This window comes from Paenibacillus riograndensis SBR5, from assembly GCF_000981585.1.
Taxonomy (GTDB): domain Bacteria; phylum Bacillota; class Bacilli; order Paenibacillales; family Paenibacillaceae; genus Paenibacillus_AQ; species Paenibacillus_AQ riograndensis.
In genome coordinates, this window is sequence record NZ_LN831776.1 from 5,480,211 (window position 1) to 5,494,579 (window position 14,369).

General features: G+C 51.2%; 16 protein-coding genes. 6 read left to right on the plus strand and 10 right to left on the minus strand.

The annotated features are described in order from the left end of the window. Window positions 1–26: 26 nt before the first annotated feature. The gene (locus PRIO_RS23315) at window positions 27–746 is read left to right on the plus strand and encodes a Crp/Fnr family transcriptional regulator (RefSeq protein WP_269847273.1); all 720 of its coding nucleotides are present in this window, start codon (window positions 27–29) and stop codon (window positions 744–746) included. Window positions 747–968: 222 nt separating this feature from the next. Here PRIO_RS23315 and PRIO_RS23320 read toward each other — a convergent pair whose 3' ends face one another. The 5 genes from PRIO_RS23320 to ric all read right to left on the minus strand — a co-directional run bounded on the left by PRIO_RS23320 (window position 969) and on the right by ric (window position 6,410). After that, window positions 969–1,787: a formate/nitrite transporter family protein gene (locus PRIO_RS23320; protein WP_020429157.1), complete on the minus strand. Its 819-nt coding sequence runs from the start codon at window positions 1,785–1,787 to the stop codon at window positions 969–971. A 42-nt stretch (window positions 1,788–1,829) separates the two neighbouring features. Continuing rightward, window positions 1,830–2,150, minus strand: coding sequence for a nitrite reductase small subunit NirD (gene nirD / locus PRIO_RS23325; protein WP_020429156.1), 321 nt, complete (start codon window positions 2,148–2,150; stop codon window positions 1,830–1,832). 30 nt (window positions 2,151–2,180) lie between these two features. Continuing rightward, window positions 2,181–4,607 (minus strand): nitrite reductase large subunit NirB, encoded by a 2,427-nt coding sequence (nirB, locus tag PRIO_RS23330; RefSeq protein WP_020429155.1) that lies wholly within the window; start codon window positions 4,605–4,607, stop codon window positions 2,181–2,183. 214 nt (window positions 4,608–4,821) lie between these two features. Continuing rightward, window positions 4,822–5,523 carry a hypothetical protein gene (locus tag PRIO_RS23335; protein ID WP_020429154.1) on the minus strand — a complete coding sequence of 234 codons (702 nt, stop codon included), beginning with the start codon at window positions 5,521–5,523 and terminating at the stop codon, window positions 4,822–4,824. A 170-nt stretch (window positions 5,524–5,693) separates the two neighbouring features. Then, complete coding sequence (gene ric / locus PRIO_RS23340) at window positions 5,694–6,410, minus strand: iron-sulfur cluster repair di-iron protein (protein ID WP_039788817.1); 717 nt, start codon at window positions 6,408–6,410, stop codon at window positions 5,694–5,696. Between the two features lie 250 nt (window positions 6,411–6,660). Between ric and PRIO_RS23345 the strand changes: the two genes are divergently transcribed. Further along, window positions 6,661–6,876 (plus strand): helix-turn-helix transcriptional regulator, encoded by a 216-nt coding sequence (locus tag PRIO_RS23345; protein WP_020429152.1) that lies wholly within the window; start codon window positions 6,661–6,663, stop codon window positions 6,874–6,876. Beyond that, entirely contained in the window at window positions 6,863–7,306 is a 444-nt protein-coding gene (locus PRIO_RS23350) for a DUF6773 family protein (RefSeq protein ID WP_020429151.1), read from the plus strand. The genes PRIO_RS23345 and PRIO_RS23350 overlap by 14 nt, the downstream gene beginning before the upstream one ends. A 203-nt stretch (window positions 7,307–7,509) precedes the next feature. On the opposite strand, the gene PRIO_RS23355 is transcribed toward PRIO_RS23350, so the two are convergent. The 4 genes from PRIO_RS23355 to PRIO_RS23370 form a co-directional block, all read right to left on the minus strand. Then, complete coding sequence (locus tag PRIO_RS23355; RefSeq protein ID WP_020429150.1) at window positions 7,510–8,232, minus strand: hypothetical protein; 723 nt, start codon at window positions 8,230–8,232, stop codon at window positions 7,510–7,512. A gap of 319 nt (window positions 8,233–8,551) precedes the next feature. Further along, window positions 8,552–8,869 carry a winged helix-turn-helix transcriptional regulator gene (locus PRIO_RS23360; RefSeq protein WP_020429149.1) on the minus strand — a complete coding sequence of 106 codons (318 nt, stop codon included), beginning with the start codon at window positions 8,867–8,869 and terminating at the stop codon, window positions 8,552–8,554. 95 nt (window positions 8,870–8,964) lie between these two features. Further along, the gene (locus PRIO_RS23365; protein ID WP_020429148.1) at window positions 8,965–9,288 is read right to left on the minus strand and encodes a hypothetical protein; all 324 of its coding nucleotides are present in this window, start codon (window positions 9,286–9,288) and stop codon (window positions 8,965–8,967) included. Between the two features lie 26 nt (window positions 9,289–9,314). Continuing rightward, window positions 9,315–10,250 (minus strand): Gfo/Idh/MocA family protein, encoded by a 936-nt coding sequence (locus PRIO_RS23370; protein WP_020429147.1) that lies wholly within the window; start codon window positions 10,248–10,250, stop codon window positions 9,315–9,317. Between the two features lie 148 nt (window positions 10,251–10,398). On the opposite strand from PRIO_RS23370, the gene PRIO_RS23375 reads away from it, so the two are divergent. Next, window positions 10,399–11,013 carry a TVP38/TMEM64 family protein gene (locus PRIO_RS23375; protein ID WP_020429146.1) on the plus strand — a complete coding sequence of 205 codons (615 nt, stop codon included), beginning with the start codon at window positions 10,399–10,401 and terminating at the stop codon, window positions 11,011–11,013. Between the two features lie 101 nt (window positions 11,014–11,114). Then, on the plus strand, window positions 11,115–12,101 hold the full coding sequence (msrB, locus tag PRIO_RS23380; protein ID WP_020429145.1) for a peptide-methionine (R)-S-oxide reductase MsrB: 987 nt from the start codon (window positions 11,115–11,117) through the stop codon (window positions 12,099–12,101). 612 nt (window positions 12,102–12,713) lie between these two features. Here the strand turns inward: msrB and PRIO_RS23385 are convergent. Further along, a complete protein-coding gene (locus tag PRIO_RS23385) occupies window positions 12,714–13,856 on the minus strand; it encodes a DUF4349 domain-containing protein (protein WP_046504927.1) in 1,143 nt (380 codons plus the stop codon). Window positions 13,857–14,204: 348 nt separating this feature from the next. Here PRIO_RS23385 and PRIO_RS35030 point away from each other — a divergent pair, with 348 nt between their 5' ends. After that, entirely contained in the window at window positions 14,205–14,357 is a 153-nt protein-coding gene (locus tag PRIO_RS35030; RefSeq protein ID WP_020429143.1) for a DUF1540 domain-containing protein, read from the plus strand. Window positions 14,358–14,369: the final 12 nt, after the last annotated feature.

A 14,369-nucleotide genomic window follows, 5' to 3' on the forward strand; every position in this document is an offset into this window, starting at 1 on the left:
CTGAGGGAATAAAGGGGATGTCGATTATGATAAAGGAACATTATAATGTTATCGAAGCCCACGGAAATACAAACTGTTTCTCCGAACAGAACTTTAACCGGCTTCTGGTCACAATGAAAGAGCGTATGGTGCCGGAGGGCTCTCACCTGTTTTGGGAGGGCGACTACTCGGATAAATTGTTTTATATCAAACGTGGACGTGTGAAATTAACCAAATCTACCGACGAAGGCAAGGAACTCATTCTGTATATGTATCAGGCAGGCGACATGGTAGGTCAGGCAGACCCGTTCTTCAGCACCAAGCACAGCTTTACCGCCGAAGTGATTGAGGAAAGTGAAGTTGGCGTTATCGAGCAGAAGGATCTGGAGATTCTGATCTGCCAGCATTGTGATTTTGCGATAGACTTTATGAAATGGATGGGTATCCATCACCGTCTCACCCAGACCAAATTCCGTGATCTGATGATGTACGGCAAGCCAGGCGCACTCTGCTCCACGCTGATCCGGCTGGGCAATACCTATGGGGAGAAGTCCGGGGACAGCATTCTGATCAACAAAAAAATTACGCATACGGATCTCTCCAACATGATCGGTGCTACCCGTGAGAGCGTCAACCGGATGCTGAGCGATCTGCGTAAAAAAGATGCTGTGGAATATGAGAACGGCATGATCGTCATCAAGGATCTTTCGATGCTTCAGGACATCTGCCACTGTGAATTATGTCCGAACGAAATTTGCCGCATTTAATTTCCTAATACTAATACCCTCTATTCTCCTCAATGAATCATATATGACCCGGAATTATTGCATAAACTAATAGAGTGGTCAAAGGCGCCTTGTCCGGCGTCTTTTTTTATGTAATTACCACGGAGCTGCCCCTGTCCTTCATTCAGTGACTGGACAAGTTTTCAACAGCGCTCATACCAAAAAAGCCCTGCGGTCATTCGACCACAGGGCTCTGCTAAAGTGCTAGCTTACTTGTTTTTTGGTCCCGCTGACAACGCCTGGCCGTGCGGCCCGCACCGGGGAAATCAGCCAATAGGCCATGCCGACAAATACGCCGCCGCCAACAATATTGCCTAAGGTCACAGGAATCATATTATGAAACCATCCGGCCAGGCTGACCGTTTCCGGGTGGTTAGGCAGCAGCACCGCTACGCTCAGCAGCGTCATATTGGCCACACTGTGCTCATAGCCGCTCGCGATGAAGGCGAACAGACACCACCAGATCAGCACCAGCTTAGCGGTTTCACTTTTGGCGCGCGAGGCCATCCATAGTGCCAGGCAGACCAGCCAGTTACAGAGAATACCGCGGAAGAACAGCTCAGAGAAGGGCAGACTCATTTTTTTGGCGGCTGCGGTGAAGATCAGATGTTCTGCCGGAGCAGCGCTGAACAATCCTGTGCCCCGGATCAGCAGAGCCAGAACCACAGCACCGGCTACATTCCCGATAAAGACGATGATCCAGTTCTTCACTGTATCCCACACGCTGGTCCGGCCGGCAAGGGTGCTTACGGTGAAAAACATATTGTTCCCGGTGAACAGCTCCGAGCCGGCGAAGACCACCAGCGTCAGGGCAATCCCGAAGGACGTCCCCATAATCAGCGGCTGAAAAGGCGATTTGACCGCCGCCAGCGGTGCTCCCAGCGAAAAAATCAGAATAATACCAATACCTACATATGCTCCGGCCAACAATGCGGCAAGAAAATATTTCGGCAGACTTTCATTCATTTTGTCACGTTTGGCTGCTGCCGTCTCTACGATATTTTCCACACTTTGCGTAAACACCCGTCCACCCCGCCATTCCTCATTAAAATAGTTGATGCCAGCCTACAAGCAGACCTTTACACGATCTCCGTCCAGCTCTACCGGGTATACCTTCACCTTGCCGTGATCCGGGGCCTGCACTTCGCCGCTGCGCAGATCGATCTTCCAGTCATACAGCGGATCATACAGATAGCTGCCGGAGACGATACCCTCAGCCAGCGGACCGCCTTTTGGATGCGGACTGCGGTTCTCTATGGCATGAATCTCTCCGTCAGAGGTGCGGAATATTGCCAGCTCCACCCCGCCTGCAACGACAACCCGCCCAATCTGCAGCAGGAAGTCCTGCGTCTTGCCTACAGCATATTCTTGTGTCGCAGTTTTCATCGTGCTCTCTCCTCCTCAAGTCGGTATAGGTCAGACTCTGGTCTGTTCAAACAATGCGGTACGCGTCTCTTGGTCATCCAGCATTTTTTTCCACGGATCTGAAACCTGTGCCAGGGCAAAATCAATCCGGGCCGCCAGCTCCTTGCGGTTGTCTTCGTTGTCCAGAATCACCCGCTGGATCTGCTCAAGCCCGATGCGTTCCACCCACTCGGAGGTCCGCTCCAGATAATTGCCGGTCTCCCGGTAATACTGCATGACTGCGGAGCAGACCTCAATCAGCTCTTCATCGGTTTTCACTTTGCAGAAGGAGTCAGCGATCCGCGGCTTGATTCCGCCGTTACCGCCAATAAAAATCTCCCAGCCGCCATCGTTGCCGACGATGCCGATATCCTTGGTGCAGGATTCCGCACAGTTGCGCGGGCAGCCGTTAACCGCCATCTTGAACTTGGCCGGAAAATCAAGACGCTCGTATTTGCGCTCAAGCAATGCCCCCATACCCATAGAATCCTGAGTGCCGAACCGGCAGAACTGGGAACCTACACAGGTTTTTACGGTACGGAGCGATTTCGCATAGGCATAACCCGATGGCATATCAAGCTCTTCCCATACTTTAGGCACATCCTCTTTTTTGACCCCAATCAGGTCCAGGCGCTGTCCGCCGGTTACCTTCACCACTTTTACATCATATTTCAAGGAGACATCGGCAATCCGCTTCAAATCCTCCGGTGTGGTAACCCCGCCGTACATGCGCGGCACAACCGTAAAGGTGCCATCCTTCTGAATATTCGCACTCATCCGTTCATTGACAAAGCGCGATTCCTTCTCATCCTCATGCGTATCCGGGTAAAGCATACCCAGATAATAGTTCACAGCCGGACGGCATTTCGAGCAGCCCTCAGCTTGCTTCCAGCCCAGCACATTCATGACTTCTTTGGTCGTTTTCAGGCCTTTCGCGGTGATTTCGGCCACAATTTCATCCCGGCTCAAGGTGGTGCAGCCGCAGATTCCCTGCTTGGCGCCCTGCTGGAAGCTGTCCCCAAGGACAAACTGCAGGATCTGCTCAACGACCGGCTTGCAGCCGCCGCAGGAACGGGTAGCTCCGGTGCAGGCCTTGATCTCATCCACAGTCGTGAAGCCATTCTCCGTAACGGCATCTACAATGGCCTTTTTGGTCACGCCGTTGCAGCCGCAGACAATCTCTTCATCCGCCATCGTCTCTACCGACAAGCCCTTCTTGGCTCCGCCTCCGCCGCAGCAGCCGGTGCCCATAACCTCGCTGTAAATCTCGTCGGTCATCTCTGCACCCTGCTTCACCAGCTTTTGCAGATTTGCCGATTCCGTAACATCACCGAACAGCACTGCACCGACGATAATGTTATTTTTGAGCAAAATCTTCTTGTAGGTCCGCTTCCATTCATCCTTGGCCGAAATGACCGTATGCTCAGCGGTTTCCGTGAATTCACCGGCAGAGAAAACATCCACTCCGGAGATTTTCAGCTTGGTGGCTACAACCGATCCTTCATAAGGCTGAGTCGGTACGCCGCAGAGGTGCTTCGCAAGCACACTTCCCTGCTCGAACAGCGGTGCTACCAGACCGTAGCAGGTTCCTCTGTGTTCTGTACATTCGCCGACGGAATATACACCCGGGATCGAGGTTTGCAGATAATCATCAACGACAATCCCGCGGTTAACCGTAATGCCGCTCTCTCTGGCCAGCTGCGTATTCGGCTTAATCCCAACAGCCATAACGACAAAATCCGCTGCCAGCTCCGTTCCGTCACTGAAACGCAGTCCGTTGACACGTTCGTCCCCGGTCAGTTCAACCGTCTGTTTGCCCATGGCAAATTTCACGCCCTGGCGCGCAAGCTCCGCCTGAAGCATAGCTGAAGCATTGTGATCCAGCTGCCGTTCCATCAGATCCTCCAGCAGATGTACGACTGTAACATCCATGCCGAGGTTCACAAGCCCTTTGGCTGCTTCCAGTCCGAGCAGTCCGCCGCCGATCACTGCCGCCGTGCGGTACGTCTTGGCTGCGGCAATCATTGCATCGCAATCGGCAATATCGCGGAAGCCCACTACCCCTTCCTTGTCGCTGCCCGGTACAGGCAGAATGAACGAATTGGACCCTGTAGCAATGATGGCCTTGTCAAAAGGAACCGACATCCCGTTATCTGTGATAATCTGCCGTGCCGCTTCATCGATTCGGACCACGGTCGTTCCTGTGTGCAGCGTAATATTGTGATCCGCATACCACTGGCGGTCATTCAGCACGATTTCTTCTATGGTTTTACTTCCTTCAAGCACGTAGGACAGCATTATCCGATTGTAATTGGGATGCGGCTCGCTGCCGAATACAGTAATATCATAAGCGCCGCCAAGCTTCAAAATCTGCTCTACCGTCCCGACACCTGCCATACCGTTACCAATGAGTACTAGCTTTTCTCTCTCCACTGTCATTGTTGTGCCCCTCCTCAAACCATCTGCATTTCATCACAATACATCTGATAGTGAAATTATACTGGTGATTTTCGAACAGGCTTTGTGATTGCAATCACATTAAATGTGAAGATTTTCACATAATTTCAGTGAGTTAACCATTTGCCTTTTTGGACAAAAAAATACCAGATTCCCGAGCATATAAGCAAAAGAAATCTGGTGTTATACTCTTCCACTAACGCAGCACAAGTGCTACCTCCAAGGTATCCTGGGGCCTAAGCTTCATATCGATTCCACTGTCCAGCAGCTGCTTGCCGTTGACCTTCAGTGTCCATGCCTCATTGCTGAGCGGCTTATAATCCATTATGCTGATCACTGTCTTATTGTCTTCGGCCAATAGAACCATACCGCTGCTCTTCAGCACACCCCGGACGGACAGATCCTCAGAATACGGCAGCACATACGAATGAGTCATTTCCGGCTGCTCGCTTCCGCCATTCACAGTAAAAATGACCGGCTGCTGCTCGGCCCCGGCTGCCTTGGGTTCTGCCGCAATAAGGATGCTGTCGCTGCGGTCAACGCTGCTGTTCCAATCCAATATTTTTTTGCCGTTCAATTGTATTCCCCAAATCCACTCGGGACTCAGAGATACTTTGTTGACTGTCAAGAGGCTGTTCCCATCTTCCGCCAATGTGGCTACCCCACTCCTCTTGAGCAGTTCAATCAGCGGCATGCCATCCTTATAAGCCTCGCTTATCTGTCCCCCCGAGCTTCCGGCCAGCTCGCTGTCACCGACACGCACCGAAAACGCAGGTCCTGCATTCCCGGCTCCGCCGTTGTTCCCTTCGTTCTGGGCGTCAAGCACCGAAGAGCAGCCGCCCGTTACTGCGATTATTAATATTCCCAGCCAAATGCGCCACACCCATTTCGCGGACATTTCCGGCACCGCCTTCTTCCGCCCGCTCTCAGTCTCCGCTGCTGCTCAGGCATGTCTTGATGAAATACATAGTCTTTTTAAGAATAACGTAATCGGATGCCATTCTCAATTCTTCCTGCCCCATTGCTAAAAAAAAGTCCCCGAAGGGACTCGTGAAACTGCTCAAGCTTCTATTGGTAACGCAGGAACAGGATATTATTCTCCAGATGGACATGCTCAAAGGTCATTCCCTCCAGCTCTTCAAGCCGGGCATAGGTGAGACGGTAGGTTGTGCAGGCGTGCTCCGGCGGTGTGTAATCATTGGTAACTCTCCGCAGCTCGCGCAAAATATCGCCCGCCCCGTCATGCTCCGCTTCCAGCGTACGCAGAAGTCCGCGCAGCTCGGTCAAGCCGTCCTCTGTAGGATTTTTTTCATAAGCAAGCATTTTGGGAAACTCGCTTTCTTCTTCCTTGGCCGTATGCTCCAGCAATTCCTCCCGCAGCGTATGGAACAGCCGGTACACTTCCGCCAAATGCGGGGAGTCCTCGCCGTGTACCCGGAAGACCTTGGTCACATTCTGGGCAATCAGCGGCAGCTCCTCGCGCAAATATCTGTGATGCTTATTGATAATGTAGTCGGCCAGCTCTTCTGATGAAGCTTCGTTCCAAGCCGAATCTTCTTCCAGCACCGGATGCTCGGCCAGCAGCTTGTTCAGATCCTGGAGCACTGCTCCTGTATCAAGCCCTTTTTCTGCTGCAGCCTCTACCAGAGGTTTTGCGCCTCCGCAGCAGAAATCAATCCGCTGTGCCTTGAAATAATCCGCCGCTTTGGGGAATTGAAGGACGATATCCCTTACCATCGCTTCACCGGAAAAATGGACGGAACCTTCCGTCACTGTATTGTTCAATTGTTTGGCCGTCATGCTGGCCCCTCCCTTACGTTGTTGGTTTAGGTTTTCTTTTACCCTCTTACCTTAACGCGGGCAGGTGTGGCGGCTTGTGATTGTACGCACTAAATATAAAAAATTTTAATGAACGTCAGGATCTCAAACATAGTTTAGGAAGATAAGTTCAACGATGACCCTCTCTAACTCTGCATATGTAAAATATATTTGACATTAAGAATGATATATATTACATTTTAGACGAGGTGATGGAATGGGGAAAAATTTAAGGCTGAAGGCCTCCAGAGCGGCAAAAGATATGTCGCAGAAGCAGCTGGCAGACGCTGTGGGAGTGACCAGACAGACGATTATCGCCATCGAGAACGGTGATTACAATCCCACGATCAGGTTGTGTATTGAGATTTGCTTGACCTTAGGGAAGACGCTGGATGAACTTTTTTGGGAGGGTGATAAGCATGGGGAGAACTAATCTGGACGAAAGACAATTGCAAAACAAGCACAAGGCGGGGAATCAGGCGTTTATCCTGCTGGCCTTCCTGCTGCTCGCGGATATGGGTCTGCAAAATTACGGAATTCACTGGCTTGAATATCCCATGAGCAACTACGTTATTTTTCTTATCGGTGTGGGTTCTTACCTGGTACGGATTATCTGGAACGGTTCCTATGCAGGGCCGGGCAGCGGGAATCTGACGGCTAATGGCCGAAGCATATTGGGTGCAGTTCTGGCCATTCTTGTCGCGTTATGCGTCATCACCGCCGCCTGGATGGGCTCAACCGGAAAATCCTCTCATGGCACCGGTACCGGACCGGCCATTCTGATGATTTCCACAGCTGTCGGACTGATCATCCTGGGTACGGTGTTCTGGATCAGAAGAAGAAACAACCGGGATGAAGCATAGTTTTACGATTGTGTTCCTAAACACAACAAATACACACGAGATGCATACAAGTGGAAACGGCTACGCCGTCCTTTTAAAGGACGGGGGGGTTCAGCGAGAAATAGAATGATAATTTATAGCGTGAAAAATATAAATTCTTATATTTTCAAAAAAACACCCCTTAATCGAGGTGTTTTTATTACGATATCCCCTTATTCATGACACTATTTCACATTTGCCCGCATATACGTCCGCTTGCCCTGTGCATCCTTCAAATATGGTCCCAGCCCGGCAAAACGCGAGTGGTCGACATAGACGCCAGTCATCCAGCGGCCTTCGGTCAGGCCTCCGTTCCACTGCAGCACCAGATCGGGAGCAGCGATCCACTCCTGATATACCCGGATGTTCGATTCCTGATATTCTTTGCAGCGCTTGCCGTTTTCAGTCAGACGCTGTTTGCTCAGGTAGGTAGGTACGAAATATGTGGAAATCGTGTCCAGATCGGCTTCATTCAGAAAAGCTTCCTCACCCAAATAGGGCTGGAAAAGCACTGTATTTTCATACATCGACCAAATCACTGCCTGCAGCACCATGCTCTGCCGGATGCCATTATGATAGGTGAATCTGCGCTGCTGTCTGGAGGATGGAAACGCCGGACCTGCCGAAGGCTCCAGGCAATGGCGCTCACAACCGATGCATTTCCAGCCCGCCTCGCTCTGAATCCATTTTTGAAAAACACTGCCGCTATCGTTATCGCCTTTATATAAGGAAGAGATAATCTCATAAGGTACCCCGATCCAGTCGTTCCACAAGGAATCAGGAAGGTGGCTGTGAAGCATGAACAGCACTTTGTCATAAATTAGCTGCACCCTGATTGAAGCACTCTCCAGTTCGGCAACGTCTTTTTTTCCATAGGTTATTTCCCGGGAAAACAAGGTGGTTGTCATCTTCCTCGCCTCCTAAAAGTTTGGTTGGCATTACTCCCTGATTTAGCTTCGTACAAAACTATTTTCGAAAGTATATGCTTAGTTTTGTTGGCTAAATTCACTTCGCCCAGTAAACATATACTTTTTCTGTTGGTGTTGCCATATTAAACCTATACCCCATTATCACACGGCTATGTGCCATACGACAGAGTTAGGCAGCAACTTTTTTCTATTATATTATATTCTGACATGTTATGTGCATTTTTATTTTACGGCTGTTTGCAAAAAGCCCCGCTTTCCATCCGGAAAGGGGGCTATCCACAGGACATTTAAGCGGGTGCTATTCGACCCAGCTCTCCGCCCAAGACTGAATCTGCTGCATAACCGGCTCAAGCGCACGGCCTTTGGCTGTCAGTTCATACTCGATGCGTACGGGGGTTTCCGGGTACACATGGCGTACCAGAATTCCTTCACACTCCAGGTCCTTCATTCGTTCGGACAACATCTTATCGCTCATCGACGGGATTAGACCCGAAATATCCTTAAACCGTTTGGGTCCGCTCATCAATGTCTGAATAATAAGTCCATTCCAACGTTTACCTAAGAAGGAGAAGGCCGATTCGAATCGAGGGCACATCGTCAATTGATGTTCTTCCATTATTCTCACCTCTCACTTTCGAAACTTACTATAAGTTAGTATATATAATTTTAACACATTTATAACACAATGAACATCGTTTGGCAAAAAAAAGTTCAACCCTCTGAGTCTTGCCGCGTTTTCCTCCCCGCTATTGCCTCAGACACAACGTATGCGAGGTCATCATTGCTGTACAGGGACAATACCCCAAGCACGGTATCGTCGGAAATAAACCCCGCTTCATCAATAGGGACAGTCAGTGACAGCGCATGGCTCAGCGCCGCATTTCCTTCCTGCTGCGGATAGGCCTCAAGATACAGCGCATGCGGGTCCAGCTTGTTGTTCACACACCACTGGGCAAAAACCAGGATCATCATTTCCTCATCCCGCTTGTAGCTCTCGATAATTTGTTCTTCCGTTGATTTGCGGTAATCATCCATGTTGTTTCCTCCTTTCTGCTCCTTCATCAATCGGCTAATTTCGCCGCCAGCTCATGGCTGGACAGGACGGCTGAAGCGGATATGCCGCACTGTAAAGGTGTGTCTATACTGTTCAAAAAATGATTCACCGCGCCGCTGAAGCCCCTGCGTTCAAGCACGGTATCCCAGCTCCCGAAATGCTGTATGCGCGGCAGTGAACCTGTCTCGTACAGCGTTGCCTGTTCCATATCCGCAACCTCTGCAGACCTGCCATTGCCGTGCAGCTCCAGCTTCTCCAGGTCCGCACCCGCATCCCGTACCATGCTGTACATACCGGTCGCCCCCTGGCTCCAGCCCAGCATCCCGGAAGATTGCAGCATCCGGCCTGCATCGTCAGCTTTCAGACTGCTGTGCAGCAGCTCGGCATCTTCCCCGCATAACCAGAGCAGCAGATCCAGGATATGGATCAGGTCGTCATGGACAGTCTCACGGCTGCTGCCGGATTGCAGCCTGGTCCGGTGCTTGAACGCCTGGCAGGCGCTGATGCCGCCTGTTGTGTCCAGCCAGGCTTTGGCAGCCGTATACATGGGCGCGAAGCGGCGGTTGAAGCCCACACCCAGCAGCAGCCCCTTCTCTTCAGCAAAGCCGGCCATCCGGCGGGATTCTTCCAGATCATAGGACAGCGGCTTATCCACATATACCGGTATTCCATGATTTAGACATTTCATAACAATATCATAATGTGTGGGGGTTGGGCTATGCACAAATACTGCATCCGGCCCCCAGGACAGCAGCTCCTTCAGATCTGTAGTGCCTCTGGGAAAACGGTAAGAATGGACAACCCCCTGCACAGTGGATGGCGAATGGCTGAGCACCCCCACCACCTCTACCTGATCATGGCGGGAAAGGAGCGGCAGATAAACTTTGCGGGCAATGTCGCCTAGGCCGACTATCGCCACCTTTGTGCGTCCGGTAATTTTCATTAGCATATCTCCCTTGACTGTGTGCAGTTCCTTTTCCTTTTAGACGTATTATACCGTGACAAGTCGCGGCAACAAATGATCTTTGCTTCATTAAAAGCTTTTTTTTCAGTATGATGAGATGAATGAGGGATAGAAAGGGCATAGTAGAATGAGAAAATGGCTGACGGTACTGCTGTATGTTTCGGGGATTTTCCTCGCGTTTATCTACAGGTATGACATCCTGGCCTGGCTGCGCCAGGACCACAATGCGTTTCTGGGTCTCAGTGCCGCCGCTCTACTGGCGCTGTTCCCTGTGGTTCCTTACAAGCTGATCATCGGGATATACGGTTATGCCTATGGAAGTCTGACCGCTGCGCTGATCTGCTGGAGTGCCTCCACCCTGGCCGGGGCGGTTATCTATGCTGTTGTTAAATACATGTTCAAGGAAAAAGCCGGGAAGTATCTGACTTCTGTGTCTGCCCTGGGCAAATTCACTTCCGCCGTGCAGCGGAGGCCGTTTGCCGCCGTGGTGCTGGCCCGGCTGGTTCCTGTCATCCCGCAGATGGGGGTTAACATCTACGCGGGGGCTGCCGGTTTACCCTTTTGGAGCTATCTCGCCGCATCCGGACTCGGCAAAATCCCCGGCATCGCCTTATATGCTTTTCTTGGAGGCCAGCTCTTCGACCATCCACGGAACGGGCTGATAGCGGTCCTGGTCTATGTGGTTGTGCTCGCTCTGGCTGTATTGGCGCTCCGCCCGCGGTCGCTTTGGACCAAGGAATGACTGAGCAGGCAGGAATGGCGGTCCGCTGGCAGGCTGTGCCTTTTTGTTTTATAATTACATTGTGATCTATTTAATTGCAATCTATGAATGGAGGGATATTCATGAGTGATATTCAAGCTGACAATATAAGCGGTAAAACAGAAAAAGCCACATTTGCCGGGGGCTGCTTCTGGTGCATGGTATCTCCTTTTGAAGAACTGCCGGGGATTGTGGAGGTTGTATCCGGGTATACCGGCGGACATACCGTTAACCCGACCTATGAGGAAGTCTGCTCAGAAACTACGGGTCATGTGGAAGCGGTGCAGATCACCTTTCAACCCGATATTTTCCCATATACCAAGCTGCTGGAGCTGTTCTGGCAGCAGATTGACCCTACCGACGCCGGCGGGCAATTCTATGACCGCGGAACTTCATACGGCACCGCTATCTTTACCCACTCCGAAGAGCAGCGGCAGCAGGCGGAAGCCTCTAAGGCGGCGCTGCAGGCCAGCGGACGTTTCTCCGCTCCGATTGTGACGCCTATTCTGCCGGCCAAGCCGTTTTACCGTGCGGAAGAGTACCACCAGGGTTACCATCACAAGAATCCCGGCCACTATAAACGCTACCGCCAAGGCTCCGGCCGGGACGCATTTATTGAGAGTCACTGGAAGCACAAAGAGGATAAAGCAAGTCTGAAGGAGCGCCTGACGCCGCTGCAATATGAAGTCACGCAAAACAATGCGACCGAATCCCCTTTCCGCAACGAATTCTGGGATCATCACGGGGAAGGCATCTATGTGGATATTGTATCCGGAGAGCCTCTGTTCAGCTCACAGGACAAATTCGATTCCGGCTGCGGCTGGCCCAGCTTCACCCGCCCGATCCGCGACTATTCGGTCAAAGAAAAAACGGATCTCAGCCATCTGATGATCCGCACCGAAGTCCGCAGCAAAACAGCCGATTCCCATCTCGGGCATGTCTTCAACGACGGTCCCGGCCCGAACGGCCTGCGTTACTGCATTAATTCAGCGGCATTGCGTTTTGTACCAAAGGAAGATCTGGAAAAGGAAGGATACGGCGAGTACCGCGCGCTGTTCCAGCATGCTTAACCGGAGTGGCTGGGAGAAATGCCGTTGTTTCCGGGCAAACCAGCCTTCGGTGCTTTAACAACGGCATTTTTGCTTTTGTTTCCGGGCAAACCAGCCTTCGCGGTGCTTTAACAACGGCATTTTTGCCGTTGTTTCGGGGCAAAACGATGTTCAGGCCCACATTTGTTCTTTAGACGAACCAAACTAAAAGCCCCATCTCTTTTACACCCCTTATCCACAACAGGAAAACTCAAAATTTCCTATTCAAGAACAAACCGGCTACGCCGTCCAAAAGTGGACAGTGCAGCCGGTTTTGATTTTAAGATTAGCCTCTTCCCGGTGCCCCCAAGGCCGCCCGCCCCCCCCTTTCTTTGACCCTGCGGCAAGTTCAAGTGGAAAAAGTAAACTTAATTGCCCGTCACCCCGCTTCCCCGTAAGCGTTAGTTGGAAAAAGGACCACTAATTGGGCCGATACCCGGCCTTATCGCCGAATTTGCCTGGATTAACTCTACTTTTTCCCACTAATCCCTCTTCAGTAAGCTGTTTGCGCAAATTTAAGTGTACTAATTCCAACTAGCTTATCCGGGAGGCGGTGCAGACGTACAAACTAACTGCGGGAGTTCTGCACAAAAGTTATTCCGGCTTCCTATCCTCAAGCTCTCCTTCAACCTGAGCAGGCTGTTCATCCGGCTTTTGCGGCAGCGGCAGCGGCTGCTTCAGCTCCCTGTTGGCCATCTGCATACGATCTGCCCTTCCGCGATCCCGCGGCTTGGCTTTTCTGCGGAACCAGAGCACAATCAACACCACTATGGCAGCTATAATCAATACCGGGAATGCTGCCGCCAGGAATATGATGATCCACTGAAACATTACGGACAGCGCATGCAGACTGCCCTGAAGCGCCTCCGAAGCCCGGTTCATCAGCGGGCCTTGCTCTTTGGCTTTTGTAATATTCAAGCTTTCATCGGTCTGATACAAGCGAAGCTCAACCGTTGAAAAAGAGACATTCTGGTCAATATAGCGCATTCTGCCCTTGATCGTCTCAATCTCTTCCTGGATGGCGCCGAGCTGGTTGGCAAACGCTACAAGGTCGGCGGATTTGGTTGCCTTTTTCATAAACTCGATGTATTGGCTCTCCATCAGCTGCTTGGCTTTGAGGCGCGACTCCAAATCCACATATTCCTCTGAAACATCCTGACCCTGAATCTGACGCTGAAGCTTTTCGTTTTTGATTTTTTCCAGGCTGCTCAGAAAGGAAGAAAACCCGGACGCCGGCACCTTAAGAATAAATGTTCCGCCCCGCTCATAACCGGATGTGCTCTCCGAAAATTCAATAATATAGCCATTTGCAAGGGTCACCATATTCCGGACCTCTGTCTGCGCCGCAGCGTAATCCTTCACTTCCATGGTGAGATTGGCGTGATAGATCAGTTTTTTGTTCAGTCCTGCCACAACGTCGCTTCCTGTAAAACCAGCCGTTCCCTTTGACGTCTGTGCTGCGTCCGTGCTGCCGACTGCTGAATTTCCGCCCCCGGCCTTGGTCCCTTCAGCGGCAGGCGCCTCAGCTTTAGAGGCCATAGACTGCTCTGCAACGTCTGCTGATGCATTCTGCGCCGCACCGCCGTCTACGCTTGCCTCCGTACTGGCCGTATCCGCCTTCATAAGCGAATTCCCCGCAGCATCGTTGTTTCCTCCAGACCCGCACCCTGCCACAACCACAGCAAACATCAGTAACCCCAATAGATAATACAGATAATGCAGACCCCTTTTTTGCATCCTCATTCCTCCAAAAGTGTAGTGGAAACTCCGCTTCTTTTGTGCAGATTGCTGACGCAGTAAGCTCTTTATCTCTAGGCTCTCCGCGTTATACTCTTTGACGTTCCAAAAGCTGGAAGGTTGCAGTCAAGCGGTAATTTTTCCAGTCCGGCAGTGCCAGTTCCCCCGTTTGCGGGCGTTTGCCTTATTTGCTAAAATGAAGGTGTCTGTGAAGACGAAAAACACCAAAAAACCCTATATCCGCAAGGAATAAGGGTTAGGTTCTGCCCGGACAAGCTCCACCTTGCCGGCCAGATCAGGCTTCAATTCGGCTGCTGCCATTCCACAACAAGGGGAGGTGAAACCCTCATGGCAAAAGACGTACAATGCGCAGTGAATTCCTGCACCTACTGGGCGGAGGAAAACAAATGCAATGCCGAATCTATCTTTGTTGCTTACCACAGCTCAAAACAGCCTTCAAATGCTGAGGAAACAGACTGCAAAACCTTTGAAAGAAAATAAGTCAAGGTTGGA